This is a genomic window from Stenotrophomonas sp. GD03930, from assembly GCF_029839665.1.
GTDB lineage: Bacteria > Pseudomonadota > Gammaproteobacteria > Xanthomonadales > Xanthomonadaceae > Stenotrophomonas > Stenotrophomonas forensis.
In genome coordinates this window covers 2200731-2227322 of sequence record NZ_JAOCAV010000001.1, presented here as the reverse complement: position 1 = coordinate 2227322, position 26592 = coordinate 2200731, and the positions used below count along the sequence as shown (strand labels likewise).

Here is a 26592-nt window from a genome sequence, read left to right as displayed (position 1 = left end):
CGTGACAGCAGCCCACCTTGCCATAGCCGGATTGCCTTCGGAGTTCGTTGAGATGCGCGGGGGCGGCCTGTACTGGGTCGTCGCGGCCGGCAGTGCGCCGACCGACCTGCTCGGCGCCGGCGTGCTGTCCACCGCCGCCGCACTGCAGGACGCCGTTCTGGTGACGCTGGGCCGTGGCGCCGAGCCGATGCTGTCGCTGCTGGCGGACGACCACGGGCCGGCACGCCTGCGCCTGTTCCAGCGTTCCCACCACGGCATGCAGCAGGCGCTGCGCGGCTTGCCAGAGGACCTGCCACGCGTGGCGTCCGCCGCCACCGGGCTCAGCCTGGTGCAGTTTCCGGTTGCCGCGCTGGATGGCTGGGATGACACGCGCCTGGCGCGCTGGTGCGAACGGCTGCAACGCTGGGCCGGGCAGACCGGCCAGATCGTGCTGCTGCTCTGCCATGGTGAAGTCGCCACCCTGGCACCACGCCTGCTGCCCTTGAACCGCGCCTGTGCCGGCGTGGCCCAGCTGCACCCGCATCGCGGCGCCCTGCAGCTGCTGCTGCATTACTGGTCGAACAGCCATGGCGTGGTCGCGCAGCGTTCCTTTGGCGTGGTGCAGGAGGGCTCGGGTCTGCGCCACGTGGCCGAGGCCGATACCGCTGACGAGGCTGCCAGCCTTGCCAGCGGAAGTGATCGCGACGTCTTCCTCGCCCAGGCCGACGTGCTGGAGGGCGCGCCGCCGCTGTCCGCCGCATGGCGCCTCTATGATGGCTGGGCCGGCCTGCTGCCGGCCGCATTGCAGGCGCGCGAGGCCACCGTGGTGCTGGCCATCAACGAGAACGCCCAGGTGGACGCGCTGGCCCGGCTGCTGCACCGCCTGCGCCGCGAGCGCGGCACCGCGCTGAAGCTGGTCGTGCGCGAGCTTCAGCCCTGCCTGCGTTACGCCGACGAACGCCTGCTGATGCAGTGCGGGTGCAGCCTGGTGGTGCCGGCCGACACGCCGCTGCCACGCCTGCTGACGCTGCTGGAAACCGTGCAGCGGCAACGCTGGCAGGGCCAGCTGGCCGATGACCCGGAGCCGCTGATCCGCGCCCATCGGCCGCCATCGCTGAGCGGCCTGGTCAATGCCGCACGTTTCCGCCAGATCGCCGCAGAACGCATCGACCAGGACGGCAGCGCGGTGGAAAGCGCGGTGCTGGCCCTGCAGCCGGTTGCCGGCCTGCGCGCCGAACAGACCCTGCAACAGCTGCGCATCCGCCGCCAGGGTGATCTTGCCTGTATCTATCGCGGGCAGGTCCGCCTGTTCCTGTTCGGTTGCCGTCGCGATGCGGTCGAGCAGGCGCTGGGCAATCTGTTCCGCCTGCCATGGCGCGAACTGTTTGATGGCTATCAGCGTCTTGCCGAATACGACATCGCTGCCATGAACCCGAGCGGCAGCGATCCGGACGCCGAGCTGCTGCCCGAGGCGCCGGTTGCCTTGCCCGCAGTGGCTCCGGTGCGGGAAGCGCCGGCCGTCGTTGCCCCGAAGCCGCTGCGGCTGGGAGATACCGCATGACCACCGACCAGCAACTCTGGACCCTGATCGTCGCCTGCGCGGTCGTGATGATCCCCTTCGGGGCCATGCTGGGCACCCTGTGGCGCGGGCTGCGCCGCCGTGCCACGCGCTGGTTGCCGCCCCGCCATCTGCGCCGCGCCGGCGTGCGCCAGCGTGCGCCGCGGAGCGCTGCATGAGTCCGCAGAACGTTCCTGCATCTCCGTTCGCATGGGCCGACCTGCGTGGCTGGAACCTGTATTTCCTGTCCAAGGTGGTGCTGTCCTGGATGGGCGCGCTGGACCTGAAGATCCTGCCCAACCTGTTGTTCCTGGGGGCGCTGCTGGTTCCGCTGCGCTGGCGCTGGGCACGCATCGCACGCACCGTCGTGGCCGTGCCGGTGGGCGTGGCGCTCTATTACCAGGACACCTGGTGGCCACCGTTCCAGCGCCTGCTGGTGCAACCGGGCGTGCTGGATTTCTCGGCCGACTACTGGCTCGAACTGGCCCAGCGCTTCATCAACTGGCAGATGGTGGCGGTGCTCGCGCTGCTGCTGGTGGCCTACTTCCTGTTCAAGCCGTGGCTGCGCATCACCACCCTGAGCGTGCTGGGCATGCTCGGCCTGGCCGTCATGGCGATACCGATGCCGGCCGGCTGGAACTGGGGGCAGGGCACCGCCACGGCCGCCAGCACAGGGACCGCCGGGGCGACGACAGGGGGACTGCCGCCCGCCAACAACGACACGCTCAATGCGTGGCTGAGCAGTTTCTACCAGCAGCAGGCCAGCCTGAAGACCAGCTTCCCGGCGCCGGCCAGCGGTGCTCCGTTCGACGTCATCATCCTCAACATCTGCTCGCTGGCGTGGAGCGACCTGGATGAAGTCGGTCTGCGCCAGAACAACCTGCTCGACCACATGGACGTGGTGTTCGACGATTTCAATTCGGCCACCGCCTACAGTGGCCCGGCGGCGATCCGTCTGCTGCGCGCCAGCTGTGGCCAGACCTCGCATACCAAGCTGTTCGACCCGGTGCCTGCCGAGTGCCAGCTGTTCTCGAACCTGCAGCGGCTGGGGTTCCAGAGCGAGCTGGCGATGAACCACGATGGCCACTTCGACGACTTCATCGGCGAGCTGCACCAGTACGGTGGGCTGCAGGCACAGCCGATGGATATCAGCGCCTTCCCGAAGGCGCTGGTGGCGTTCGACAAGTCGCCACTGCGTCGTGATGGCGACGTGCTGATGGCCTGGTGGAAACAACGGCTGGCCGAAGCCCCGCAGCAGGTGGCGCTGTTCTACAACACGATCTCGCTGCATGACGGCAACCGCATCGTCGGTGCCGATGGCCGTTCCAACGCCGCCGACTACAAGGCGCGCGCGGAAATGGTGCTGGGTGACATGGCCGGTTTTGTCGATGCGGTGGAAAAGAGCGGCCGGCGCGCGATGATCGTGGTGGTCCCCGAACATGGCGCCGCGCTGCACGGTGACCGCATGCAGATTCCGGGCATGCGCGAGATTCCCAGCCCGTCGATCACCCACGTGCCGGTGGGCGTCAAGCTGGTCGGGATGGGAGCACCGGCGGCCGGTGGCCCGCGCCACATTCCCGAGCCGAGCAGCTACCTGGCCGTGTCCGAGCTGGTCTCGCGCGTCTACGCACTCAACGCGCAGTCGCCGCCGAGCGAACGCAACTGGGACAGCCTGCTCAAGGGCCTGCCGCAGACGCCCTCGGTGTCGGAGAACGAAGGCGCCAAGGTCATCGACTACGGCGGCAAACCTTGGCTGCAGTTGCAGGGCAGCCAGACCTGGAGCCCCTACCCGGAGGACGCGCGCTGATGCCTGCCGACATTCTTGCCGTGCCCGCCACCCTGTCCGTGGAAGAGGACGACATCGATCTGCTGCGCCGCAGCCTGGACATGCCGGAGCTGCCCTACGTGGATTTCTCGGCCCAGCATGAACGTGCCCAGGCGCTGGCGCGCTGGCCGCTGCTGGCGGAACTGGAGCGGCGCGGATGAGCAACGTGTTGTCCCTGCAGGGCGTCCATGGCGGCACCGGCGTGACCACGGTGCTGGCCGCGCTGGGGCAGGGCCTGCATGCCCAGGGCCAGCGCGTGCTGCTGGTGGAATGCAGTCCCGACCAGATGCTCGGCCTGCATCTGGGCCTGCCCGCCGATGTCGAACGTGGCTGGGCGCATGCACAGCTGGACGGCAGCGACTGGCGCGATGCCGCCTTTGCCATCGCGCCCGGCTTGGCCGTGCTGCCCTATGGCCGGGTGGATGCCGAGGGCGCGATGCAGGTCGAGCAGCAGCTGCGCCAGGCGCCTTCGACCTGGGCCGATCGCCTGCCGCTGCTGCAGGCCCAGTTCGACTGGGTGCTGTTCGATCTGCCGCAGCGCCTGCCGGCACATGCGGCAGCCATCAACCAGCACGCGCGCTGCACCCTGCCGCTGCGCCTGGCCTGCGTCGATCCGGTCAGTCATGTGGTCCTGCAACGGCAGCCGGACGACGAGCGCCTGGTGCTGGCCAACCGCTACGACCCGGCCGTTCCGGTGCAGCGCGATCTGATGCAGTTGTGGCTGCACACCCATGCCAGGCGGCTGGTGCCGCAGCCGTTGCATGAGGATGCGCGGGTGCCGGCCGCACTCGCCAGCAAGCAACCGCTGGGGCGTTACGCGGCGAACTCGCTGGCCGCGGCCGACGTCGATGGCCTGGTGCTGTGGTGCCTGGCTGAAGCGGCGCGGCGGCAGCACCGCGAAGGCGGCCCCTGATGGGCGCCCGGGTCTACTACCTGGGCTGGGGGCGCCTGCGCGAGCGGGTGCATGCGTCCTGGCCGACGCGGGCGCTGCTGTGGTTGCTGCAATGGACCGGGTGGGCCTTCCTGCGCCTGGAGGGACCGGCCTGGCAGTCGATCGCGCCGCGCCTGCGCAACGCCTTCCCGCAGATCCAGGGTGACCGTCGCTGGCGTCCGGGTGATCCGCTGCGCCTGCTGATCCAGGCCGCCTGGCTGTCACTGGTGCGGCTGGTGCCGAAGGCGTCGAAGCGGCGGCAGCGCCTGGCCGAAGCCAACCGCCAGCGGATTGCCGAGCTTCGCGGCGCCGCAGGCCGAGGCCGCCTGCGCTATCTGCGGGCGATGAGCGATGCGCCCAGCGAGTTCTGGAACAGCCGTTTCGCAGGCTGGTTCGGGCAGCGCGTCCGCGCCCTGTCGCCGCGCTCGCGGCATCTGCTGACGCTGCTGATCGGCTTGATCACGCTCGGGCTGGCGGCGCTGTGCATCACCCAGCCGTTCACCTACTTCGCGCAGTTCGTGTTCGTGCTGCTGCTGTGGGTCATCGCCCTGCTGGTTCGGCGCATGCAGGGCCGCTACGCCACGCTGGTGCTGGTGGTGCTGTCGATCACCGTCTCCTGCCGCTACCTGTGGTGGCGCTACACCGCCACGCTGAACTGGAACAGCACCTTCGACCTGGTCTGCGGCGTGATCCTGCTGGCTGCGGAAACCTACTCCTGGCTGGTGCTGATGCTGGGCTACGTGCAGGTCGCCTGGCCGTTGCGCCGGCGACCTGCGCCGCTGCCGGCCGACGTGCGGCAATGGCCGACGGTGGACGTGCTGATTCCCACCTACAACGAAGATCTGGCGCTGGTACGGCATACCGTGTACGCCGCGATGGGCCTGGACTGGCCTGCGGACAAACTGCGCATCCACATCCTCGATGACGGCAAGCGCGAGGAGTTCCGTGCCTTCGCCGAGCGCGCCGGGGTGAACTACATCACCCGCACCGACAACCGCCATGCCAAGGCCGGCAATCTCAACCATGCGCTCACCCTGATCGATGGCGAGCTGGTGGCGATCTTCGACAGCGACCATCTGCCGGTGCGCTCGTTCCTGCAGATCACCTGTGGCTGGTTCCTGCGTGACCCGAAGCTGGCGCTGGTGCAGACCCCGCATCACTTCTTCTCCGCCGACCCGTTCGAGCGCAACCTGCAGGTGTTCCGCAGCGATCCCAACGAAGGCGAGCTGTTCTACGGGCTGGTGCAGGACGGCAACGACCTGTGGAACGCGGCGTTCTTCTGTGGCTCCTGCGCGGTGCTGCGGCGCGAGGCGATCGATGCGATCGGCGGCTTCGCCACCGAGACCGTCACCGAAGATGCGCATACCGCCCTGCGCCTGCACCGCAAGGGCTGGAATTCGGCTTACCTGCGCATCCCGCAGGCGGCCGGGCTGGCCACCGACAGCCTTGGCGCGCACGTCAACCAGCGCATCCGCTGGGCGCGCGGCATGGTGCAGATCTTCCGCATCGACAACCCATTGCTGGGCAAGGGGCTGAGCCTGTTCCAGCGCTTCTGCTATGCCAACGCCATGCTGCATTTCCTTGCCGGCATCCCGCGGCTGGTGTTCCTGACCGCGCCGCTGGCGTTCCTGCTGCTGCACGTCTACATCATCTACGCCCCGGCGCTGGCCATCCTGCTGTTCGTGGTGCCGCACATGGCCCATGCCAGCCTCACCAATGCCCGCATCCAGGGCAAGTACCGCCGCCCGTTCTGGGGCGAGGTGTATGAGACCGTGCTGGCCTGGTACATCGCGCGTCCCACCACGGTGGCACTGTTCAGCCCGGGGCGCGGCAAGTTCAACGTCACCGACAAGGGCGGCACCCAGGCCGGTGACCGCTTCGACTGGCGGGTGGCGCGGCCCTATCTGGTGCTGGCACTGCTGAACGTGCTGGGCCTGTGTTTTGCCGTGTGGCGGTTCATGCACGGGCCGGCCGATGAACGTGGCACGGTGGTCGTCAGCTCGCTGTGGGTGCTGTACAACCTGCTGATCATCGGCGGAGCGCTGGCCGTGGCCGCCGAAGTGCAGCAGGTGCGGCGCACCCATCGCGTCACCACCCGCCTGCCGATGGCGCTGGAGATTCCCGATGGCCGGCGCCTGCGCGGCGTGCTGCAGGATTACTCCAACGATGGCGTTGGCGTTGAGCTGGGCGAAGATGCCCAGCTCGCCGAAGGCCAGCAGGTACAGGTGCTGCTGGGTCGCGGCCGGCGTGAATTCGCTTTCCCGGCACGCGTGCAGCGCACCGTCGGTCACCGCCTGGGCCTGCTGCTGCTGTTCGAGGACGAGCGCCAGCGCGTGGAGTTCGCCCAGTGCACGTTCGCGCGCGCGGACGCGTGGCTCGACTGGCATGCCGGCTATCAACCCAAGAGCCTGCCGCGCAGCCTATGGAGCGTGCTGGTCCTGGGCTGGCGCGGTTACCGCCGGATGGGCGATTTCACTCCGTTCGACCTCGACCGCCCCGCACACTGGAATCGTCGCCTGCTGCGATGGCTCGCCAGTTTTGCCCCGCAACGTCCGCTTCCTTCCCACCCGGCTGACCCAGCCGCTGATCCAGGGCTTCGTCCATGAGCATTCCGTCTTCTCTGCGCTGGCTGCTGTTGCCCCTGCTGGCCCTGCCGGTGGCATCCGGCAACAGCGCACCTGCTCCGGTTCCGCTGCCGCCGCCCGCACCGGCAAATGCCGCACCGGTGGCAGCACCGCCTGCGCTGCCCGCGACCTCGGCCACCCCCGCGGTTCCGGCCGAAGCTGCGGCGCTGACCCAGACCTGGGCCGGCAGCGCCTGGCCCTGGCAGCGGCAGAGCACGTTCGCCCAGCTGGGGCGCCGCCAGGACACCCTGCTGTCCGGCGTGCGCAACGCCACCACGTTCGAGTTCCAGGTCCGCCGCGACCGCCTGGTGCGCGATGCGGAACTGGACCTGAGCTTCACGCCTTCGCCGTCGTTGCTGCCGACCCTGTCGCATCTGCGTGTCTACCTCAACGACGCGATGATGGGCGTGGTGCCGATCAGCAACGATCAGCTGGGTCGCCCGGTGCAGGCCAAGCTGCCACTGGATGCGCGGCTGATCGCCGACTTCAACCAGGTGCGGCTGGAGTTCGTCGGCCACTACACCGACATCTGCGAAGAACCCACGCACAGTTCGCTGTGGGTCAACCTGTCCAGCAACAGCACCCTGCGCCTGGGTGGGCAGCCGCTGGCGATGCAGGACGACCTGGCGAACTTCCCGCTGCCGTTCTTCGATCCGCGCGACACCGCGCGGCTCGAACTGCCGGTGGTGTTCGCCGGCACCCCGAGCCTGGCACAGCAGCGCGCGGCGGCGGTGATGTCGTCGTACTTCGGCAGCCTTGCCGGCTGGTGGCGGCAGGCGCGGTTCCCGGTGAGCTTCGGTGCGCTGCCCGAGAAGGGCCACGCGGTGGTGCTGGCCGTGAACGGTAAGTTCCCGGCGGTGATCGGCAACCACGCGCCGGTGAAAGGCCCGGTGATCGAGTTGATGGCACTGCCGGACGACCCGCAGCGCAAGCTGCTGCTGGTGCTGGGCCGCAACGATGACGACCTGCAGAAGGCAGTGGCCGCGATGGCGGCCGGCAACGTGCTGTTCCGTGGACACCAGGTCAGCATTGACGAGATCAAGCCGCTGGCCCCGCGCAAACCGTACGACGCCCCGAACTGGGTGCGCACCGACCGCGCCGTGCGCCTGGCCGAACTGCTGGACTATCCGCAGCAGCTGCATGCCAACGGCGTGTCGCCGCAGCCGATCACGGTCAACCTCAACCTGCCGCCGGATCTGTTCATCTGGCGCAACCAGGGCATTCCGCTGAACCTGCGCTACCGCTACACGCCGCCCTTCGGCAGCGACGAGTCGCGGCTGGGCGTTGCGATCAACGATCAGTTCATTTCCAGCTTCCCGCTGGTGCGGCGCACCGGCAAGCAGGGCCTGGAAGAGATCCGTCTGCCGGTGCTGGCCGGTGATGCCGGTGCCGACGATGGACGCCTGTTGATTCCTGCACTCAAGCTGGGTGACCGCAATCAGCTGCGCTTCGACTTCAACTTCGCCAGCGTGATGGGCAGCGCGCAGCGCGATCATTGCCAGACCGTGCTGCCACCGAACCTGCAGGCGGCGATCGAGGAAGATTCAACCATCGACTTCTCCGGCTTCCATCACTACATGGGCCTGCCGGACCTGTCTGCATTCGCCCTGAGCGGTTTCCCGTTCACGCGCATGGCCGACCTGTCCGAGACCGTCGTGCTGGTTCCGCCCGCTGCCAGCGAGGCGCAGGTCAGCCTGCTGCTGAACCTGGTGGGTGGCCTGGGCGTGCAGACCGGCTACCCCGCCTACGGCCTGCGCCTGTCCGATGACTGGAAGCAGGCCAGCGCACTGGATGCGGACCTGCTGATGCTGGGCGCCTTGCCGGCCGAGCTGCGCGGCAGCCAGCAGCTTTCGCTGCTGATCGATGACCAGCGCACTCGGCTGCTGAACGGCCAGTCGCCTTCGCCGCAGCAGGCGATGGAGCAGGCACGGCGTGGCAGCCGTGATGGCGACCCGGCGGTGACCGAGGTTGCGGTGACCGCGCAGGCACCGTTTGCCGCGATCATCGGCATGCAGTCGCCGCATCATGCCCAGCGCAGCATCGTTTCGCTGGCCGCCAGCAATGCCGCGGACTATGGCCTGCTCGACGACGCGCTCAGCGATACCGGCAAGCGCGAGGCGATTGCCGGCTCGGTGGCGATCCTGCGCACGTCCGGCATCCACAGCCAGTTCGTGGGTGAGCACTACTACGTTGGCGCGCTGCCGTGGTGGCTGCTGCTGTGGTACCACCTGGCCGACCATCCCGCATTGCTGGCGGTGCTGGCCACACTGGTGGTGCTGATGTTCGCCTTCCTGCTGTGGCGCACGCTGCGCTGGGTGGCCGCCAAGCGCCTGGATCCGGGGCACTGATGGCGCGCACGCGGCACCCGCTGGTGACGGCGTCGGGGCTGGTCCTGCTGGGACTGGCCGGTGCCGGCCCGTGCGCGGCGCAGGCGTTGCCGGCCACACCGGGAGGCACGGTGGCCGAGCAACGCCAATGGCTGCTGCAGCAGGTGCGCATCGGCGAGGCCACCGGCCGCCAGAGCCTGATCGAAGACGCGTTGGCGCGGCTGCGGATGCTGGCACCGGATGATCGCGGCACGCTGGTGGCGATCCTGGAAGTGCAGTTGTCGCAGCAGAAGCTGGACGATGCCGAAGCCACGCTGGCACGGCTGCGCCAGATCGGCGCAGGCAGCCGCGAGCTGGCGGCCGGCGAACGCCTGTGGCAGGCCTATCGCGGCGACCTTCAGCAGGAACTGCAGCAGGCCCGCCTGTTCGCCGCCGGTGGTCGCAGCGAGGAAGCACTGGCGATCTACCGGCGCCTGTTCAACGACGACCCGCCGGGCCTGCAGCTGGGCCTGGAATACTGGCGGCTTCGCGGTACCCAGGCCGAAGGCCGTGCACCGGCGATCCGTGCGCTCACCGAGCTCGATCGCAGCTACCCGGGCAATGTCACCCTGCTGCAGGCACTGTCGCAGCTGCTGTTCGCTGCGGGCCGCGACAGCGAGGCACTGGCGGCGCTGCAACGCATGGGGCGCAACCCGGAAGCGCGCGGCATGGCCGCCGACGCCGAATGGGCCTATCTGAAGGATCAGGCTGCCGACGAACGCAGCGTGCGCCGCCTGCAGGACTTCATCACCCGCAATCCCACGTTTACCGACATCGCACTGGTGCGCGAGCGCTACGCGGACCAGCACAAGCGGGTCAGTGACCCGGCGTGGCGTGCCGGGCTGCGCGGCCAGCAGCTGCTGGACGCGGGCCGCAATGAAGACGCCGAGCGCGCCTTCCTGCAGGCGCTGCGAGGCTATCCACGCGAGCCAGGCCTGCTTGGCGGGTTGGGCATGGCGTTGATGCGCCAGGGCCGCCGCGAGCAGGCCATCGCCTACTTCCAGCGCGCGGTGCAGGCGACACCGGCCGGCGACAGCAATGACAAATGGCGCGACCTGATCGCCAGCACCCGCTACTGGCTGCAGCTGGACCAGGCCGATGCCGCGCTGACGGCGGGCCGCCTGGACGAGGCCGAGCGCCTGTACGCGCAGGCACGGCGGCAACAGCCGCGCGACGTCAATGCCGCGCTGGGACTGGTCGACGTCGCCGTCGCGCGCGGTGACGATGCGGCTGCCGAACGCCAGCTGCAGAGCGCGCGGCGGATCGCGCCCAACGATGCCAACGTGGTGCGCAAGCTGGTGCAGCTGTATGGCCGCACCGATCCGCAGCGGCTGGAGGCCTTCATCAACGCGCTGCCTGCCGCACAGCGCAAGCTGTATGCCGAAGACCTGCGCCAGTTGCAGATCACGCGGCTGCGCGAACGCCGCGAGCAGGCGCTGGCCGCCGGTGACGCCGCCACCGCCATCGAACTGGGAACGCAGCTGCGCGCGGAACTGCCCGGAGATGCCTGGCTGGCCTATGCCCTCGGCAACGAGCTGCGTGCGGCGGGGCGGGAGCAGGATGCCGATGCCGTGGTGGCCGACATGGCCCGGCGCAACGGCAGTGCAGAGGCGCGTTATGCGCAGGCGCTGTACCTGTCCGGGTCCGATCGCCTGCCGCAGGCACTGGCCGTGCTCGATGCACTTCCCCAGGCGCAATGGGACGATGACATCCGCGCGCTGTCGGCGCGCCTGCACCGGCAGCAGCTGACCGACCATCTGTGGGAGCTGCGCGCGCAGGGCCGGGAGGCCGAGGCCATCGCCCTGCTGCTGCAGCAACCGCCCAGCACCGACAACGACATGCTGCTGGCCGAGTGGGCCCGCCTGCGCGGTGACCACGCGCAGGCACTGCACTATTACCAGCGCGTGCTGGCCGCACAGCCGGACAACGTTGATGCGCAGCTGGGCCGGATCCAGGCCTGGATCGGCAGCGGCGACCTGGCCAGCGCACGCCGCCAGATGCAGGATGCACCGCCCCAGGTTGCCGATGAGGCGACGGGGCAGCAGCGCCAGCTCGCCACCATCTGGACCGACCTGCGCGAGGACGCGAAGGCGCTCGCGATCCTGCGTGCGCTGCTGGCACGCAGGACCGCGCCCGATGCACAGTCCTGGCGCGACGCGGCACGGCTGGTTCGCCGTGATGATCCGCAGCAGGCGCTGGACATGTATGCGCAGGCGATGGCTGACAACGGGCTGCTGGCACCGGCACAGGCAGCACCGCGCGACAACCGCGCGCTGACCCTGGCCAGCCGCGAGACCGCAGGCGACGACTGGCTGCGTCGCAGCCTGCGCAGTGATGTCGAAACCCTGTACCAGCAGGAGAATCCCACCCTGACCGTGATGCAGGATACGGGTCGCCGCAGCGATGGCACGCCGGGCATCTCGCGGCTGTCGCGTGATACCCGCATCGCGCACCTCGACGCGCCGTTCGCCGGTGGGCTGGGCTGGGCGCGCATCGAGCAGGTGCAGTTCGATGCCGGGCGCTTCCAGACCGATGCCAACGGCGCCTACGACGAGGACTTCGGCAGCTGCGATCTGGACCTGGTCCAGGCCGACGGCACGCGCCTGCGTGCACCGGGCTGCACCCGGTTCGTGCATCAGCAACGCACGTCCGGTGCCGGCTTCGCCGTCGGCTGGCGCACGCTGGACGATCGCTGGAATTTCGATATCGGCCACACCCCGTCCAACTATGCGGTCGGCAACTGGCTCGGCGGCCTCACCTTCAATGGAGACCTGGGCCGATTCGGCTGGGGAGCCACCGTATCGCGGCGGCCGATGACCAATTCGCTGCTGTCGCAGGCCGGTGCATACGATCCGCGCAGCGGCATCCGCTGGGGCGGTGTCACCGCCAATGGCCTGACCTTCAGCCTGGGCTACGACCAGGGCGGCCGCAATGGCGTCTGGTCGAACTGGAGCTGGCATCGCCTGACCGGCGAGAACGTGGTGGACAACACGCGTGCCCGTGCGATGGTTGGCTGGTACCACAAGCTGATCCAGCGCACCGACATGCGCCTGGATGTCGGTACCACCGCGATGTACTGGCGTTACCAGAAGGATCTGGGCGGTTACTCGCTGGGCCAGGGCGGCTATTACAGCCCGCAGCGCTACGCATCGCTGAGCCTGCCGGTGAGCTTCGCCTGGCGCAACGACAACTGGTCGGTACGCCTGGACGGATCGGTAAGCGTGTCCAGCGCGCGGACGTCCTCGATCAGCCGTTACCCGGACCAGGCACTGATCGAACGCGTGATCGCGCAGCTGGAACCGCAGTACGGCCCGCTGACACTGGATCAGGCGGGCCTGTACACCGGCGACAGCAAGAGCACCGGCACCGGCTACCGCCTGTACGGTGCGGTGGAGCGCCGGCTGGGTGACCACTTCGTGCTGGGCGCCGCCGGTACCCTGCAGCGCAGCCGCGACTTCTCGCCGAACTCGTTCCAGCTCTACCTGCGCTATACCTTCAAACCCTGGCAGGGCAACCTGCCGTTGCCGGTCTCTCCGTTGGTGCCCTATGGCGAATTCCGCTGACCTGCACCGCCGGCGCCTGCTGCAGGCGGCCGTGGCCGTGCCGTTGCTCGGCTGGGGTGCCGCGCAGGCGCAACCGGCGCCATCGGCATCGCGCTGGCCCGCGTGGCAGGTGCTGCTCGACAGCAGCCTGAGCCGCGACGGGCGCATGATCGATCGCAGCCAGGACGATCAGCGCAGCACCTCCGAAGGGCAGTCCTATGCACTGTTCTTTGCGCTGGTGGCCAATGACCAGGCCCTGTTCGATCGCATCCTGGCCTGGACGCAGGACAACCTGGCCGGCGGTGACATGCGCCAGCGCCTGCCGGCCTGGTTGTGGGGGCGGGATGCCAAGGGGGGCTGGCAGGTACTGGACAGCAACCCCGCCTCTGACTCGGATCTGTGGCTGGCCTATGCGCTGCTGGAAGGTGCGCGCCTGTGGCGGCGTCCGGCATTGCAGGCCATCGCCGAAGGCATGCTGCAGCAGGTGCGCGCGCGAGAGATCGTGCAGCTGCCGGAACTGGGGCCGATGCTGCTGCCCGGCCCGCAGGGCTTCGTCGAAGGCGATGCGACCCGGATCAACCCCAGCTATCTGCCGTTGCCGCTGCTGCGACGGTTTGCATCGGTTGACCGCAAGGGACCGTGGCCGGCATTGGCGGCAAACACGGTGCGGATGCTGCAGCAGAGCAGCCCGCACGGATTCGCGCCGGACTGGACGGCCTGGCAGGCCGGCGGTTTCGTGGCCGACCCGGTGAAGGGTGCGGTCGGCAGCTACGACGCGATCCGCTGTTACACCTGGGCCGGCATGACGGCGCCGCGCGATCCGCTGTTCCGGCCGCAGCTGGCTGCGTTGTCCGGCCCGCTGCAGCGCCTGCGCAGCGGCGCCGCCATGTGGGAAAAGATCGACACCCGCAGCGGGCAGGGGCAGGGCGAAGGCAATTACGGCTTCCGCGCGGCGTTGCTGCCGTATCTGCTGGCCCAGGGAGAAAACGAGCGCGCCCGTGCACTGCAGGCCAGCCTGCCCAGCGCCGAGCAGCAGCGCGCCGATGCCCCGGCGTACTACTCGCAGATGCTCAGCCTGTTCGGGCTGGGCTGGGCCGAAGGGCGCTGGCGCTTCAACGCCGACGGCAGGCTGCAGCCGCGCTGGTGAGCCGCGCGCGCTGCAGGGCCGGGTGCATGCCGGCGCCGCTTACTCCAGCGCGTAGCGCAGGGTGAACAGCACCGCCACCAGCCACACCGCCGGGTGCACTTCGCGCCAGCGGCCGGTGCCCGCCTTCAGCGCGGCGTAGGCGATGAAACCGAACGCCAGGCCGTTGGCAATCGAGTAGGTAAACGGCATCGCCAGCGCACACAGCGCGGCCGGTACCGATTCGGTCAGGTCGCTCCAGTCCACTTCCACCAGTTCGCGCAGCATCAATCCGGCCACGAACAGCAGCGCCGGCGCAGTGGCATAGCTGGGCACCATCGCCGCCAGCGGCGAGAAGAGTAGGGCGGCCAGGAACAACGCCGACACCACCAGCGCTGTCAGGCCGGTACGGCCGCCCACCTGCACGCCCGAGGCGCTTTCGGCGAAGGCGGTGGTGCTGCTGGTGCCGAGCATCGAACCGGCCACGATCGCCGTGCTGTCGGCCAGCAACGCGCGGCCGAAACGCTTCTGCGCACCCGGCAGCTTCAGCAGGCCGGCGCGGCCGACCACGCCATACAACGTGCCGGTGGCATCGAACACTTCCACCAGCACGAACACCAGCACCACCTGCAGCAGCACCGCGATCGGCGCGCCGCCGTCGTGGTGCAGCAGGCCCGGCAGGTCCAGCTGCAGGAAGGTCGGAGCCAGGCTCGGCGGCAGCGACACCAGGCCCTGGTACTGCACATCACCCAGGGCCCAGCCTGCGGCCGTCACTGCCAGGATGCCGATCAGGATCGCACCACGGATGCGGCGTGCTTCCAGTACCGCGATCAGCAGGAAGCCGGCCAGTGCCAGCAGCGGCGGCGCGGTGTTCAACGGGCCCAGCGCCACCAGCGTGTCTTCATTGCCGACAATCACGCCGGATTTCTGCAGTGCGATGATCGCCAGGAACAGGCCGATGCCGGCCACGATGGCCGAACGCAGCGACGCCGGAATGCCCGATACCAGCCATGCCCGCACGCCGGTCAGCGACAGCACCAGGAACACCAGGCCGGAGATGAACACCGCACCCAGCGCCTGCTGCCACGGCAGGCCAGCGGCGCCGACCACGGTGAAGGCAAAGAACGCGTTCAGGCCCATGCCCGGCGCCATGCCGACCGGGAAGTTGGCGGCCAGTGCCATCACCGCCGAACCCAGCGCGGCGGCCAGGCAGGTCGCCACGAACACCGCACCGGCATCCATACCGGTGGTGCCGAGGATCTCGGGGTTCACGAAGACGATGTAGGACATCGTCAGGAAGGTGGTGACACCGGCCAGCAGCTCGGTGCGCACGGTGGTGCCGTGCTGCTGCAGCTGGAACAGGCGTTCGAACAGGGACATGGGGATTCTCGCGAAGGTGTCGCCAGCAAGCGGGCGGCCCACAGAAGAAGAAAGGCCGCGCGAGCGCGGCCTTTCCTGCTGCCTTACTTCAGTGCCTTGAAGCGCAGGCGCTTCGGTGCAGCGTCGTCGCCCATGCGGCGGCGCTTGTCTTCTTCGTACTCGCGGTAGTTGCCCTGGAAGAACTCCACGTGCGAGTCGCCTTCGAACGCCAGGATGTGGGTCGCGATGCGATCCAGGAACCAGCGGTCATGCGAGATGACGAAGGTGTTGCCCGGGAACTCCAGCAGCGCATCTTCCAGCGCACGCAGGGTTTCGATGTCCAGGTCGTTGGACGGTTCGTCGAGCAGCAGCACGTTGCCACCCTGCAGCAGGGTCTTGGCCATGTGCAGGCGGCCACGCTCACCACCGGACAGCGAACCGACCATCTTCTGCTGGTCCTGGCCCTTGAAGTTGAAGCGGCCGATGTAGGCGCGCGACTGGATCTCGATGCCGTTGATGTTGAGGATGTCCAGGCCGCCCGCGATTTCCTGGAAGACGTTGTGGTTGCCTTCCAGCGCGTCGCGGCTCTGGTCCACGTAGGACAGCTTCACGGTCGGGCCGACAACGATCTCGCCGGTGTCCGGCTTTTCCTGGCCGGTGATCATCTTGAACAGGGTCGACTTACCGGCACCGTTCGGGCCGATGATGCCGACGATGGCGCCGGCCGGCACCAGGAAGCTCAGGTTGTCGAACAGCAGGCGGTCGCCGAACTTCTTGGAGACGTTCTTGAACTCCATCACCGCATTGCCCAGGCGCTCGCCCGGCGGGATGAAGATTTCATTGGTCTCGTTGCGCTTCTGGTAATCGACCGACTGCAGCTCTTCCAGGCGGGCCAGGCGGGCCTTGCCCTTGGTGCGGCCGCCCTTGGCGTTCTGGCGCGACCATTCCAGTTCCTTCTGGATCGCCTTCTGGCGGGCCTTTTCCTGGTTGTCTTCCTGCTTCAGGCGCTCATCCTTCTGGGTCAGCCAGTCGGTGTAGTTGCCCTTCCACGGAATGCCGCGGCCGCGGTCCAGTTCCAGGATCCACTCGGCGGCGTTGTCCAGGAAGTAGCGATCATGGGTGACCGCCACGACGGTGCCGGTGTAGCGCGCCAGGAACTGTTCCAGCCACTCCACCGACTCGGCGTCGAGGTGGTTGGTCGGTTCGTCGAGCAGCAGCATGTCCGGCTTCTGCAGCAGCAGGCGGCACAGCGCCACGCGGCGCTTCTCACCACCGGACAGCTTTCCGACCACGGCATCCCACGGCGGCAGGCGCAGTGCATCGGCGGCCACGTCCAGCTGGTTTTCCAGGGTGTGCGCGTCGCCGGCGGCCAGGATCGCCTCCAGGCGCTCCTGTTCCTTGGCCAGCGCGTCGAAGTCGGCGCCTTCCTCGGCATAGGCCAGGTACACCGCGTCCAGCGCGGCCTGGGCCTGCAGCACTTCGCCCACGCCTTCCTCGACCGCTTCACGCACGGTCTTGGTCGGGTCCAGTTCCGGTTCCTGCGCCAGGTAGCCAACCTTGATGCCCGGCTGCGGGCGCGCTTCGCCCTCGAAATCGGTGTCCACGCCGGCCATGATCTTCAGCACGGTGGACTTGCCGGCGCCGTTCAGGCCCAGCAGGCCGATCTTCGCGCCCGGGAAGAAGGACAGCGAGATGTCCTTGATGATCTGCCGCTTGGGCGGGACCACCTTGGACACGCGGTTCATGGTGTAGATGTATTGCGAGGACATGAGGTCTCCGTAGGCGCGGCCCTGCGCCCGGTCCGTCACGGGAACATCCCGGTGCGGCAGCGGGCACAGACTGAAAAAGGTGTACCCCCGATTATAGCCGGAACCGGTTCCGGGCCGCGCCGGGCAGGGGGCGCCGGGCTGGCTATCGCCTGAATACCCGGTCACAGTCCTGAAACGGGAAGCGTTTCCAGCCGGAAACGGTTCAGATCAAGTGGGCAATATGGGCTCACCTACCACCCGAACAGAGGTCTGACATGCGCATCAATCGAGTAATGGCCGGCGCCGTGGCCTCTGTGCTGGCGTTGGGTGCCGTCACCCCGGCCTTCGCCGACAACGACCACCGCGACCGCCGTGAGTGGCGCGAAGACCGCCGCGAGTGGCGCCAGGACCGCCGTGACTGGGAGCGCGACCGCCGCGAGGCCCGGCGCGACTGGGAGCGTGACCGCCGCGACTGGCACCGCGACCACGATCGTTACTACCGCCCGGCACCGCCGCGGGTGGTCTACCGTCCGGCCCCGCCGCCGCCGCGCTATGGCAGCTACGGCTGGCGGGTCGGTTCGCCCTACCGCAACTACTACTCCGGCCCGGTCTACGTGGTGAACGACTACCCGCGCTACCACCTGCGCCGCCCGCCCTATGGCCACCACTGGATCCGCGATGACCGCGGCAACATGCTGCTGGTGGCCATCGCCACCGGCGTGATCGCCCAGTACGTGCTCAGCGGGCGCTGAGCCGACGGTCTGGTCCACGCATGGCGTGGCGTGGCTGATACGGCAGGCGAAACCATACGGGGCCGGATTCCTTCGGGGATGCCGGCCCCGTCCGTTTCGGCCCCAGCAGGCCGGTGCGGGGCTACAATCGAGGGCTGAGTCGTACCCCCCCCTTTCCCTGCCTGCTGGAGTACCCGATGTTCCCGCGTGACGTCCGCATCGAATCCTACGATCCCGAACTGGCCAAGGCCATTGCCGCTGAGACCCAGCGCCAGGAAGACCACGTCGAGCTGATCGCCAGCGAGAACTACACCAGCCCGGCGGTGATGGAAGCCCAGGGCAGCCAGCTGACCAACAAGTACGCCGAAGGCTACCCGGGCAAGCGCTACTACGGCGGCTGCGAATACGTGGACATCGCCGAGCAGCTGGCCATTGACCGCCTCAAGCAGCTGTTCGGTGCGGACTACGCCAACGTGCAGCCGCACAGCGGCTCGCAGGCCAACCAGGCCGTGTACTTCGCCCTGCTGCAGCCGGGCGACACCATCCTCGGCATGAGCCTGGCCCACGGCGGCCACCTCACCCACGGTGCCAAGGTGAATGCTTCCGGCAAGCTGTTCAACGCCGTGCAGTACGGAGTGAACGACCAGGGCCTGATCGATTACGACGAAGTCGAGCGCCTGGCGCTGGAGCACAAGCCGAAGATGGTCGTGGCCGGCTTCTCGGCCTACTCGCAGGTGATCGACTGGGCGCGCTTCCGCGCCATCGCCGACAAGGTCGGTGCCTACCTGTTCGTCGACATGGCCCACGTGGCCGGCCTGGTCGCCGCTGGCGTCTACCCGAGCCCGCTGGAACATGCCCACGTGGTCACCTCGACCACCCACAAGACCCTGCGCGGCCCGCGCGGCGGCATCATCGTGGCCAAGGGCGCCGACGAAGACCTGGTCAAGAAGCTGCAGTCGATCGTGTTCCCGGGCATCCAGGGCGGTCCGCTGATGCACGTCATCGCAGGCAAGGCCGTGGCCTTCAAGGAAGCGCTGGAGCCGGGCTTCAAGGCCTACCAGCAGCAGGTGGTGAAGAACGCCCAGGCGATGGCCAACACGCTCATCGCACGTGGCTACAAGATCGTTTCCGGCGGCACCCAGAACCACCTGATGCTGGTCGACATGATCGGCAAGGACGTGTCCGGCAAGGACGCGGAAGCCGCGCTGGGCAAGGCCCACATCACCGTCAACAAGAACTCGGTGCCGAACGATCCGCGTTCGCCGTTCGTGACCTCGGGCCTGCGCCTGGGTACCCCGGCGGTGACCACCCGCGGTTACGTCGAACAGGATTGCGTGGACCTGGCCAACTGGATCGCCGACGTGCTCGATGCACCGGCCGATGAAGCGGTCATCGCCCGCGTGCGCGATGCGGTCAGCGCGCAGTGCCGCAAGTACCCGGTCTACGGCTGACCGGTTTTGCGGGGTCGGAACCCTTCCCGCGGGAAGGGCTCTGACCCCGGCATCGGAGCACCCGCGCATGGACGAGCGCCGCCTCAAGTACCTGTATGCCGCTCTTGCGGTGGTGTTCGGCCTGCCCAGCCTGGTGATGGGGGGCACCGTCTCGGTGCTGTTCCTGGCCGAGGGGCTGCAATCCTTCGGCGGTAACCGCGCGCCGGACATTGTGCCGCTGCTGTGGGGCCTGGCGGGCATTGCCGGCTGCCTGGCCTGGCTGTGGCTCAGCGCGGGCTATCTGCTGCAGGGGCGGGCCGGACTGCAGGTGCGCGCGGTGTGGTGGTGGCTGCTGCTGGCCGGTGGCCTGGCCGCACTACCGGTCATCTGGCTGGCCGCGTGGATCGGATGGCAGGAGGTCGGCTCGGCGTTGGAAGTGCTGATGCTGGGCCCGTCGCTGCTGGTGCCGGCCGCGATGCTGGTGTGGCTCAAACGCCGCGCATGACGCGGCCCATGGAAGGAAGCCGGATGCATGGATGAGGGCCTGCACAAACGGATGGTTGCGGTGGGCGGTCTCGTGCTTGGCCTGCCTGCACTTGCTGCCGGCGGAACCGTCGCGGTGCTGGGGCTGATGGTCGCGATGGACGGCAAGTACCTGTCTGGCAACGAACCCACGTTGCTGCTGCTGTGGTCGCTGGGCGGGATCATCGGCCTGCTGTCATGGCTGTGGCTGAGCGGTGTATTCCTGCGGCGCGGCCGTGATGGACTGCGGCAATCGTCGCCGGCGGCGTGGGTGGGCTTGCTGCTGGGCGTCCTGGCCGCGCTGGCTGTGGTCGCCGTCACGCTGCATCTGGTGTTCAAGGACGGCGAGTTCGCGCTGTTGAGCTACCTGGGCCTGGGGCCGCCGTTCCTGCTGCCTGCCGCACACCTGGCGTGGTTGCGCTGGGGGACGTGAGCCGGTTATCCGTGCGCTGATTTTTAAGACAAGTTGCATGGTAGTAGGCGCGCGCCCTGCCTAAGCTCCCAGCGGTCTTCACGGTTGGGATACCCCATGAATCCGCTGGGTCGCTTTACCCACGTCAGGTTGCGGTGGCATCTGTTGCTGTTTTCCATTCCGTGCGCGTTGGTTGGCGTGCTGGCCACATGCGCGCTCTTCATGGTGTGGCTCGCCAGGCCGCAGCCATCCGAAGCGTTCCTGATGGCTGCCGCCAACTGGGTGGTGATGTCGGTCTGGAGCGCCTATGCCGCTGTAGTGCTGGGCGACAGCTGGCGGACTACGGGTATGGAAGGGCTACATTCGCATGAAGGCTTGTTGGAGGCGCTGCCCATCGTTTCTGCCTTCCAGGCCGCTGCGGCGGTGGCGATGCTGTTCACGGCCATTGGGTGGGAGCCAGCAGCTCTGCTGTATACCCCCTTCCTGATGACCATCTGCGCTCCGTGGGCCAGTTTGAGCTGGCATATGCGGTGGCTTTCAAGGCAGGAAGAGTAAAGCCTTCGGGGCACATGTCGTCATTGCCGCTGGGACGGCACGACCAGCGGTTTCAAAGAAATTGCATGGTTTGCTGGGGAAAGCCGGCCTAGGTTTCCTGCATGGACACCCCAATGCGCACCGTGCGCCGTCGACACGGCCTCTATCTGCTTCTTCATAGCTTGTTTTTCTCCATTCCCTGCGCATTGGCTGGCCTGGCGGGCCTGCTAGTGCTGCTGTGGGGATGGGCACATGGCAGCGGTAAGGGAGCGTTTCTCGCATGGGGTGCGGCTTGGGGTGTGCTGTCCGTGGCAGCGTGCATTCTTGTTGTCTGGCTGGCAAATACATGGCAGACGCGTGGACCGGACGGATTGAAAGCGGCCGCGCCAATGCTGGTGGCGCTGTTTCTGCTGTCTGCCGCTCAGCTTGTGTGCGCGCTGGTCCTGACGGTTCCAGGCCTTGGAGGCGACCCGATTCTGCTGGCGCTGGCAATGGGTTGGGGGGCCCCCTGGCTCAGCCTCGCCTGCCACTTGCGATGGCTGGCAAAGGGCGGCGGGCCTGAGTGAAGAAGCGCGGAGATTGCTGCTGCGCCCCTTCTCAGGTACCTTTGCGACGCTGCCACGACCGTGGCCGCAGGTCTTCTCGCGAGCCAGGCGTTCCATGTATTGCCCCTTCTGCCAGCATGCCGATACCCGGGTCATCGACTCGCGCGTCTCCGAAGACGGCGCGACGATCCGTCGTCGGCGTGAGTGCGAAGCCTGCAACGAACGCTTCAGCACCTTGGAAACGGTCGAGCTGAAGCTGCCGGCCATCGTCAAGAATGATGGCACCCGCGAGGCCTTCGACCAGCGCAAGGTGCGCGCCGGCTTCGACCGCGCGCTGCAGAAGCGCGCCGTGCCCGAAGAGAAAATCGAAGCAGCAGTGCGCGCGGTGGTTCACCAGCTGCGCATCAGCGGCGAGCGCGAAGTGCCCTCGATCAAGGTCGGCGAGTTCGTGATGAACGAACTGCGCAAGCTCGACCATGTGGGTTACGTGCGTTTCGCCTCGGTGTACCGCAGCTTCGAGGATGTGGCCGATTTCCGTGAGGAGATCGAGAAGCTGGAGCGTGAGCTGCCTTCCAGCACCGAACAGCTGCAGCTGCTGGGCGATGTGATTGCCCTGACCAAGAAGAAGAAGGGCTGACGCCCTGGTGGGTGCCAGCCTTGGTTGGTACAGATATCTGCCTCGGTGGGTGCCAACCTTGGTTGGCACAGAGACGGCATGGCATGCATCCACGCTGGCGGCGTTACCATGGCGGCATGACCACCCCGTTCTCCGTCCTTGACCACCTGCACATGGCCAACGCGTTGCGTCTGGCCGAGCGCGGTGCCTACACCACCCGTCCCAACCCGATGGTTGGCTGCGTCATCGCCCATGGCGAACGCGTGGTCGGGCAGGGTTGGCACCAGCGTGCCGGTGGGCCGCATGCCGAAGTATTCGCGCTGCGCGAGGCCGGCAGCGAAGCGCGCGGTGCCACCGCCTACGTCACGCTGGAACCCTGCGCGCACTACGGGCGCACGCCGCCCTGCGCGCTGGCATTGATCGAAGCCGGCGTATCGCGCGTGGTTGCGGCAATGCGCGATCCGTTCCCGAAGGTCGATGGCGGTGGCTTCGATCTGCTGCGCGAGGCCGGCATCGACGTGGCCGAGGGTTTGATGGCCGCGCAGGCCCGCGAGCTCAACAAGGGCTTCCTGTCGCGCGTGGAGCGCAACCGTCCGTGGTTGCGGGTGAAGCTGGCCGCCAGCCTGGATGGCCGCACCGCGATGGCCGACGGCACATCGAAGTGGATCACCGGCGCGGCGGCGCGCGAAGACGTGCAGCACTGGCGCGCACGTGCGGGCGCCATCCTCACTGGCGCCGACACCGTACTGGCCGACGACCCGATGCTGACCGTGCGCCTGGCCGATACCGAAGTGATGCCACCACTGCGCGTCGTACTCGATTCGCGTCTGCGTTCGCTGGAATGCAGCCGCGTGCGCGAGGGCGGGGCACCCACGCTGTACCTGCACAACGCGGTCGTCAGTCCCCCTGATGCGGCCGACGCCTTATTCGCCAGCGTGGCGCTGCGCCATGGGCATCTCGATCTGGGCGCGGTACTGGCGCTGCTGGCCGAGCGCGGCATCAACGAAGTGCACACCGAAGCGGGCGCAACGTTGGCCGGTGCGTTGCTGCGCGGCGGCTGGGTAGACGAACTACTGTTGTACCTGGCGCCCACGTTGCTGGGTGACAGCGGCCGCCCGCTGCTGGCCGGCCTCGGCATCGATGCGATGGACCAGCAGCGCCGCCTGCGCGTGGTCGATCAGCGCCAGGTGGGCGAGGACCTGCGGTTGCTGCTGCGCGCGTAATGCTCTGGTAGGTGCCGACCTTGGTCGGCACTGAGGCCTTTACTCCGCATCCCGCTCCATCTCCGCAAAGGGATCCACCCGTTCTGCTGGTAGTGCCGAGTACAGCACTGATGTCAGGGATCTCAGGTTGTAGGCGTCGGGGAAATAACCGGTATCAGGATCTCCAGTCAGCATCGCCTCACCCGTCATCGTGCGCTTCTCGCCGCTTTTGAGCATTGCCGCCCATGTGCGGAAGGCATATTTCGTGCTTTTGCGCATCTTTCTCAGAATGGCCGCATCCGTCACCTCACCGCTCTCAGTGTTGAAAGCCGGCACCTGGCAGCTGAACTGCACCATGATCTCCGTGACTTTCTCTTCTTCCCGCAAATACTGCGAAGCCGCTCGTGTCCCCGTTGCCCTGCATTGGGTGCCTGCATACGCGTCGGTCATCAACGTGCCGTACTCATGGGCGGACTTGGCAGAGAAGAGTTTGAACTGGACCAGCCCGTCTACCATTGACTGGACAAGTGCCGGAGCATACTGATGCAGGTCCGCTACCGATTCCGCCTCGTAGTGATTGATGTCCATCATTGAGCGATGCAGCTTTGCACTCGCATCGGCGTCACTTTCCAGTACCGCCTTGGTAAAAAGCTCGAACGCCTGTTCGGGGCTCATCGCAGGCTTGGCCGCAGCATGCCCGGCAACTGCGATGCACAGAGCGAGGGGAACGCGCAGTGTTCGCATGAATGCCCTGGCAACAGGCAGGGCGACGTGCGTGTTGGGTGCGCTGGCCTGATCCTGTTGGCTGACATCAGCGGTCCGGGCGGCTGTCATGGCTGACCCTGCGATCGGCTGTGACCGGCCAGCAACAGCATTGGCATCGTGGATTGGATCAGCGGAGTAAGCAGCGCTTGCCCATCGACGAAAAAGTAGTTGCCGTTTGCATCAGCCGTGAGAGTGACGGTATCGGTAATCGAGCGTCGGGGCAGCGTTGGCACCGTGGTTGTAATCAGCCCATAGGCGAATGATGCGTCGGCCCTCATTCTGCTGATGACTTCGTCGGTCAACGGAGGCGCCGCCGCGTCCCAGTCCGGAACCTGGCAGCGGAATGACAACGTCACCTGCTGGAGGCCCTGCGCGCCTTCAGTGACAGGCACCGCCGACGTCGCGCGGCAGTGGCTGCGCAGGTACGTCGACCTGATCACTTCGCCGAGCGGCGCGGCGAACTCGGGCGGGATGTCGTCGTCAATCTCGCCCTTCGCAAGCGCCTCAACCATTTCTGGCACGAGGCGCGCAGCCTTGACTGCGAGCGGTGCGTCGCCATGCTGGGCAGCGTGCATGGCACGGTGGAGGGTCTCGCCCGCCTCGGCATCACTTTCAAGCAGTGCCCGGGCAAACAGGTCGAACGCCTGCTCAGGGCTGAGCTTTCCGGTCGGCGTTGCATGTGAAGCAAAGGAGATGAAGAGCAGGAGCAGGAGGCACGGAATCCGCATTGGAACGTCCCGTTGGAAGGACTGCCAGCCTCACCTCGGCATCGGGCAGAATCCATGCAATAAGTACGAAAGGCATGGCCTGTGGCCGCTGGCCAGGCGCGGCATCAACGAGGTGGAGACCGAGGCGCAGACGCCTCTGCCTGTGGCGCTTTGCCGCTCTGCGGCCAGGTCGCGACGTTGAAGTGGAACCACGCCTCCACCTCGCCGCCCGTGTCGCGGCCGTTGCGGTGTGCGGGCAGATAACACCAGTCCCTGGCAGCGGTCATCGCCGCCTCGGCAAGCTGGGGATGGCCGCTGGACTCCAGTACACGGATTCCGGCCATTCGGCCAGTGGCCTCCACCCGCATCTGCAGGTGTACCTTGCCGCTGCTGCGCACCCTGTCGGGAAAACGCGCCGGGTGGGCAGCCTGGGTCGTAGGTTCGATCGCCACCGAGTCACCTCGCTGGGTGAACACACTGCAGTCAGCTCGTGCTGTGAATACCTTGCGGGGGGGAGAGGCGTACCTTCGCAGGCAGGCCACGATGTCGTCATCTTCCGTGCAGGGCGGGGCATCGGTCTGCAGCCTGCTGGGTGCAGTCTTGCGCGCGACGTCGCTGTCCGCTTGCGGCAGGCAGGCGGTTAACGCAAACAGCGCTGGTAGAAGTCCAGTCCATCGCGCGTTAGGTGGCATGACCATTTCTGGTATGAGCCTTCTACGCGTGGGTGTGTTCATGGGCATCCTGGCAGAGCGTGACGGCGACCGCTGTGGCGAATAGAGGCATGTACAAGGCAAGGCAGTGCTGTGAATCGATCAGGCAGCATGCAGCGGCGAATTCCACTTGACCATGCAACACGTCTGAAAATGACCAGGCGACGTCACGCCGATCTTGATGCCGCTATTTGCAACAATCTTCATATTAAACCGTGCACTACGCACGCACAGTCACCGGCTGTCTTCCGTCGGTAACTGTCATGCTGCACCCAAACCGCAATCTGCTGCTTTCGGCGCTGCTTCTGCTGGGCGTGTCAGCTTCGCCTGTCGTCTCCGCAGATGAGGAAGCGCCGGCTCCCGCGCGTGCCTTCACACAGGCACAGGCCCTGCAGGACCTGACCGCCATCATCGAATGCCGTGCGCCTGCTTCGGTGCAGAAGCAGTTGTCGCCCCACCTGTGGGCGGTCGCGTTGGGCAACGAGGTCGCGCGCCCATTCGATACATGGACTGTTGTCGAGCAGCCCAACGCGTCACTGCACGAGGTGGCCCTGCCCGAACCGATCACGGTGTTCGGTCACTCAACCACGCGCATTGCTGTTCTTTCCGAGGCAGTGATGGCAATCATCGAGGGCGTCACGCTGGAGGAGATGTCGCGTCAGCTGGAGATGCGGCCACTGAGTGCAACGGTGGCGCCGCACATCCACGTGCGGGAGCTGTCACTTCGCAACAGGGGCGACATCGGATTCCAGGTGCGCTCGCTGACCGCATCGCGCATTTCCAGCCACCCCAATGCGGTGCTGCTCGGTTGTGAGGACCGCTACGACACACGCATGGAGCAGTTGCGCAGGCGCGGCAAGGAACCTGACGTGGTGTTTGCTTCGGGGGTCGATGTTGCCACCGAGCTCGATGACGTGCTGACCTGCAGGGCCGATGCGCTGCGCAATTACACGGCGGGCTGGGCGGTAGGCATGTCAGCGCACACCACTGACGCGCGCTTCAAGGGTTGGAAGGATGGGGAGGACAAAGAGGGCTATCGCTGGTGGACGCCGCCGGCGCCGGTGATGATCGCCGGCAGGCCCGTCTCACGCTTCGTGAAGGTGGGCTTGACCCTGTACGCGGAACTCGACGGAGACATCGCCCCGGCGCTGGCAGAAGAATGGGCTCTTCCCTCTTACGATGGCTGGGACGAAACCGCCTTTGTCGGCTTCCACGATACCGACACCGCTGCCGACGGGTGGCTGGAAGACCGCGCGCGCATCGTACGTGCGTGGGGACAGGGCAAAACCCTGCACGGCTGCGAGTACCAGCAGAATCGTCCGGAGTTCGGCGAACATCCGGACGACGATGACGAAGCATGACG

23 protein-coding genes are annotated in these 26592 nt (G+C 67.3%); 18 read left to right on the top strand and 5 right to left on the bottom strand.

Features of this window, described 5'->3' with window-relative positions; translation table 11 throughout:
* Position 1 precedes the first annotated feature (1 nt).
* The 9 genes from bcsE to bcsZ are packed head-to-tail and all read left to right on the top strand — an operon-like array spanning position 2 to position 13972.
* Entirely contained in the window at positions 2-1540 is a 1539-nt protein-coding gene (gene bcsE, locus N5C18_RS10065; protein WP_154582889.1) for a cellulose biosynthesis protein BcsE, read from the top strand.
* On the top strand, positions 1537-1716 hold the full coding sequence (gene bcsF / locus N5C18_RS10060; protein ID WP_040008940.1) for a cellulose biosynthesis protein BcsF: 180 nt from the start codon (positions 1537-1539) through the stop codon (positions 1714-1716). Before bcsE ends, bcsF begins: the two co-directional genes overlap by 4 nt.
* Positions 1713-3344, top strand: a complete 1632-nt coding sequence (gene bcsG / locus N5C18_RS10055) for a cellulose biosynthesis protein BcsG (RefSeq protein ID WP_053509790.1) — start codon at positions 1713-1715, stop codon at positions 3342-3344. Before bcsF ends, bcsG begins: the two co-directional genes overlap by 4 nt.
* On the top strand, positions 3344-3523 hold the full coding sequence (gene bcsR / locus N5C18_RS10050; protein WP_040008936.1) for a cellulose biosynthesis protein BcsR: 180 nt from the start codon (positions 3344-3346) through the stop codon (positions 3521-3523). Before bcsG ends, bcsR begins: the two co-directional genes overlap by 1 nt.
* Positions 3520-4275 (top strand): cellulose biosynthesis protein BcsQ, encoded by a 756-nt coding sequence (bcsQ, locus tag N5C18_RS10045; protein ID WP_279944440.1) that lies wholly within the window; start codon positions 3520-3522, stop codon positions 4273-4275. Before bcsR ends, bcsQ begins: the two co-directional genes overlap by 4 nt.
* A complete protein-coding gene (gene bcsA / locus N5C18_RS10040) occupies positions 4275-6899 on the top strand; it encodes a UDP-forming cellulose synthase catalytic subunit (protein ID WP_053509796.1) in 2625 nt (874 codons plus the stop codon). The genes bcsQ and bcsA overlap by 1 nt, the downstream gene beginning before the upstream one ends.
* On the top strand, positions 6896-9265 hold the full coding sequence (gene bcsB, locus N5C18_RS10035; RefSeq protein ID WP_053509799.1) for a cellulose biosynthesis cyclic di-GMP-binding regulatory protein BcsB: 2370 nt from the start codon (positions 6896-6898) through the stop codon (positions 9263-9265). The genes bcsA and bcsB overlap by 4 nt, the downstream gene beginning before the upstream one ends.
* Entirely contained in the window at positions 9265-12846 is a 3582-nt protein-coding gene (bcsC, locus tag N5C18_RS10030) for a cellulose synthase complex outer membrane protein BcsC (protein WP_164242534.1), read from the top strand. The genes bcsB and bcsC overlap by 1 nt, the downstream gene beginning before the upstream one ends.
* On the top strand, positions 12830-13972 hold the full coding sequence (gene bcsZ, locus N5C18_RS10025; protein WP_279944438.1) for a cellulose synthase complex periplasmic endoglucanase BcsZ: 1143 nt from the start codon (positions 12830-12832) through the stop codon (positions 13970-13972). Before bcsC ends, bcsZ begins: the two co-directional genes overlap by 17 nt.
* Positions 13973-14011: 39 nt before the next feature.
* On the opposite strand, the gene N5C18_RS10020 is transcribed toward bcsZ, so the two are convergent.
* Both N5C18_RS10020 and ettA read right to left on the bottom strand, forming a co-directional pair.
* Positions 14012-15328, bottom strand: a complete 1317-nt coding sequence (locus tag N5C18_RS10020) for an NCS2 family permease (protein WP_008268362.1) — start codon at positions 15326-15328, stop codon at positions 14012-14014.
* A gap of 83 nt (positions 15329-15411) precedes the next feature.
* Entirely contained in the window at positions 15412-17076 is a 1665-nt protein-coding gene (gene ettA / locus N5C18_RS10015) for an energy-dependent translational throttle protein EttA (RefSeq protein WP_005412220.1), read from the bottom strand.
* Between the two features lie 254 nt (positions 17077-17330).
* Between ettA and N5C18_RS10010 the strand changes: the two genes are divergently transcribed.
* The 8 genes from N5C18_RS10010 (at position 17331) to ribD (ending at position 23068) form a co-directional block, all read left to right on the top strand.
* Positions 17331-17807 (top strand): RcnB family protein, encoded by a 477-nt coding sequence (locus N5C18_RS10010; protein ID WP_053509805.1) that lies wholly within the window; start codon positions 17331-17333, stop codon positions 17805-17807.
* A 176-nt stretch (positions 17808-17983) separates the two neighbouring features.
* A complete protein-coding gene (gene glyA / locus N5C18_RS10005) occupies positions 17984-19237 on the top strand; it encodes a serine hydroxymethyltransferase (RefSeq protein ID WP_053509807.1) in 1254 nt (417 codons plus the stop codon).
* Positions 19238-19304: 67 nt separating this feature from the next.
* On the top strand, positions 19305-19721 hold the full coding sequence (locus N5C18_RS10000; protein ID WP_279944437.1) for a hypothetical protein: 417 nt from the start codon (positions 19305-19307) through the stop codon (positions 19719-19721).
* 27 nt (positions 19722-19748) lie between these two features.
* Positions 19749-20171, top strand: a complete 423-nt coding sequence (locus tag N5C18_RS09995; protein WP_053509810.1) for a hypothetical protein — start codon at positions 19749-19751, stop codon at positions 20169-20171.
* Positions 20172-20267: 96 nt separating this feature from the next.
* A complete protein-coding gene (locus N5C18_RS09990) occupies positions 20268-20705 on the top strand; it encodes a hypothetical protein (protein ID WP_154582890.1) in 438 nt (145 codons plus the stop codon).
* 113 nt (positions 20706-20818) lie between these two features.
* On the top strand, positions 20819-21250 hold the full coding sequence (locus N5C18_RS09985) for a hypothetical protein (RefSeq protein ID WP_279944436.1): 432 nt from the start codon (positions 20819-20821) through the stop codon (positions 21248-21250).
* 94 nt (positions 21251-21344) lie between these two features.
* On the top strand, positions 21345-21866 hold the full coding sequence (gene nrdR, locus N5C18_RS09980) for a transcriptional regulator NrdR (protein ID WP_053509815.1): 522 nt from the start codon (positions 21345-21347) through the stop codon (positions 21864-21866).
* 116 nt (positions 21867-21982) lie between these two features.
* A complete protein-coding gene (gene ribD / locus N5C18_RS09975; RefSeq protein WP_279944521.1) occupies positions 21983-23068 on the top strand; it encodes a bifunctional diaminohydroxyphosphoribosylaminopyrimidine deaminase/5-amino-6-(5-phosphoribosylamino)uracil reductase RibD in 1086 nt (361 codons plus the stop codon).
* Positions 23069-23107: 39 nt separating this feature from the next.
* Here the strand turns inward: ribD and N5C18_RS09970 are convergent, their stop codons facing one another.
* The 3 genes from N5C18_RS09970 to N5C18_RS09960 all read right to left on the bottom strand — a co-directional run bounded on the left by N5C18_RS09970 (position 23108) and on the right by N5C18_RS09960 (position 24971).
* Positions 23108-23881 carry a hypothetical protein gene (locus N5C18_RS09970; protein ID WP_279944435.1) on the bottom strand — a complete coding sequence of 258 codons (774 nt, stop codon included), beginning with the start codon at positions 23879-23881 and terminating at the stop codon, positions 23108-23110.
* Positions 23878-24540 carry a hypothetical protein gene (locus tag N5C18_RS09965; RefSeq protein ID WP_279944434.1) on the bottom strand — a complete coding sequence of 221 codons (663 nt, stop codon included), beginning with the start codon at positions 24538-24540 and terminating at the stop codon, positions 23878-23880. Before N5C18_RS09965 ends, N5C18_RS09970 begins: the two co-directional genes overlap by 4 nt.
* Before the next feature lie 104 nt (positions 24541-24644).
* Complete coding sequence (locus tag N5C18_RS09960) at positions 24645-24971, bottom strand: energy transducer TonB (protein ID WP_279944433.1); 327 nt, start codon at positions 24969-24971, stop codon at positions 24645-24647.
* Positions 24972-25492: 521 nt separating this feature from the next.
* On the opposite strand from N5C18_RS09960, the gene N5C18_RS09955 reads away from it, so the two are divergent.
* Positions 25493-26590, top strand: coding sequence for a hypothetical protein (locus tag N5C18_RS09955; protein ID WP_279944432.1), 1098 nt, complete (start codon positions 25493-25495; stop codon positions 26588-26590).
* Positions 26591-26592: the final 2 nt, after the last annotated feature.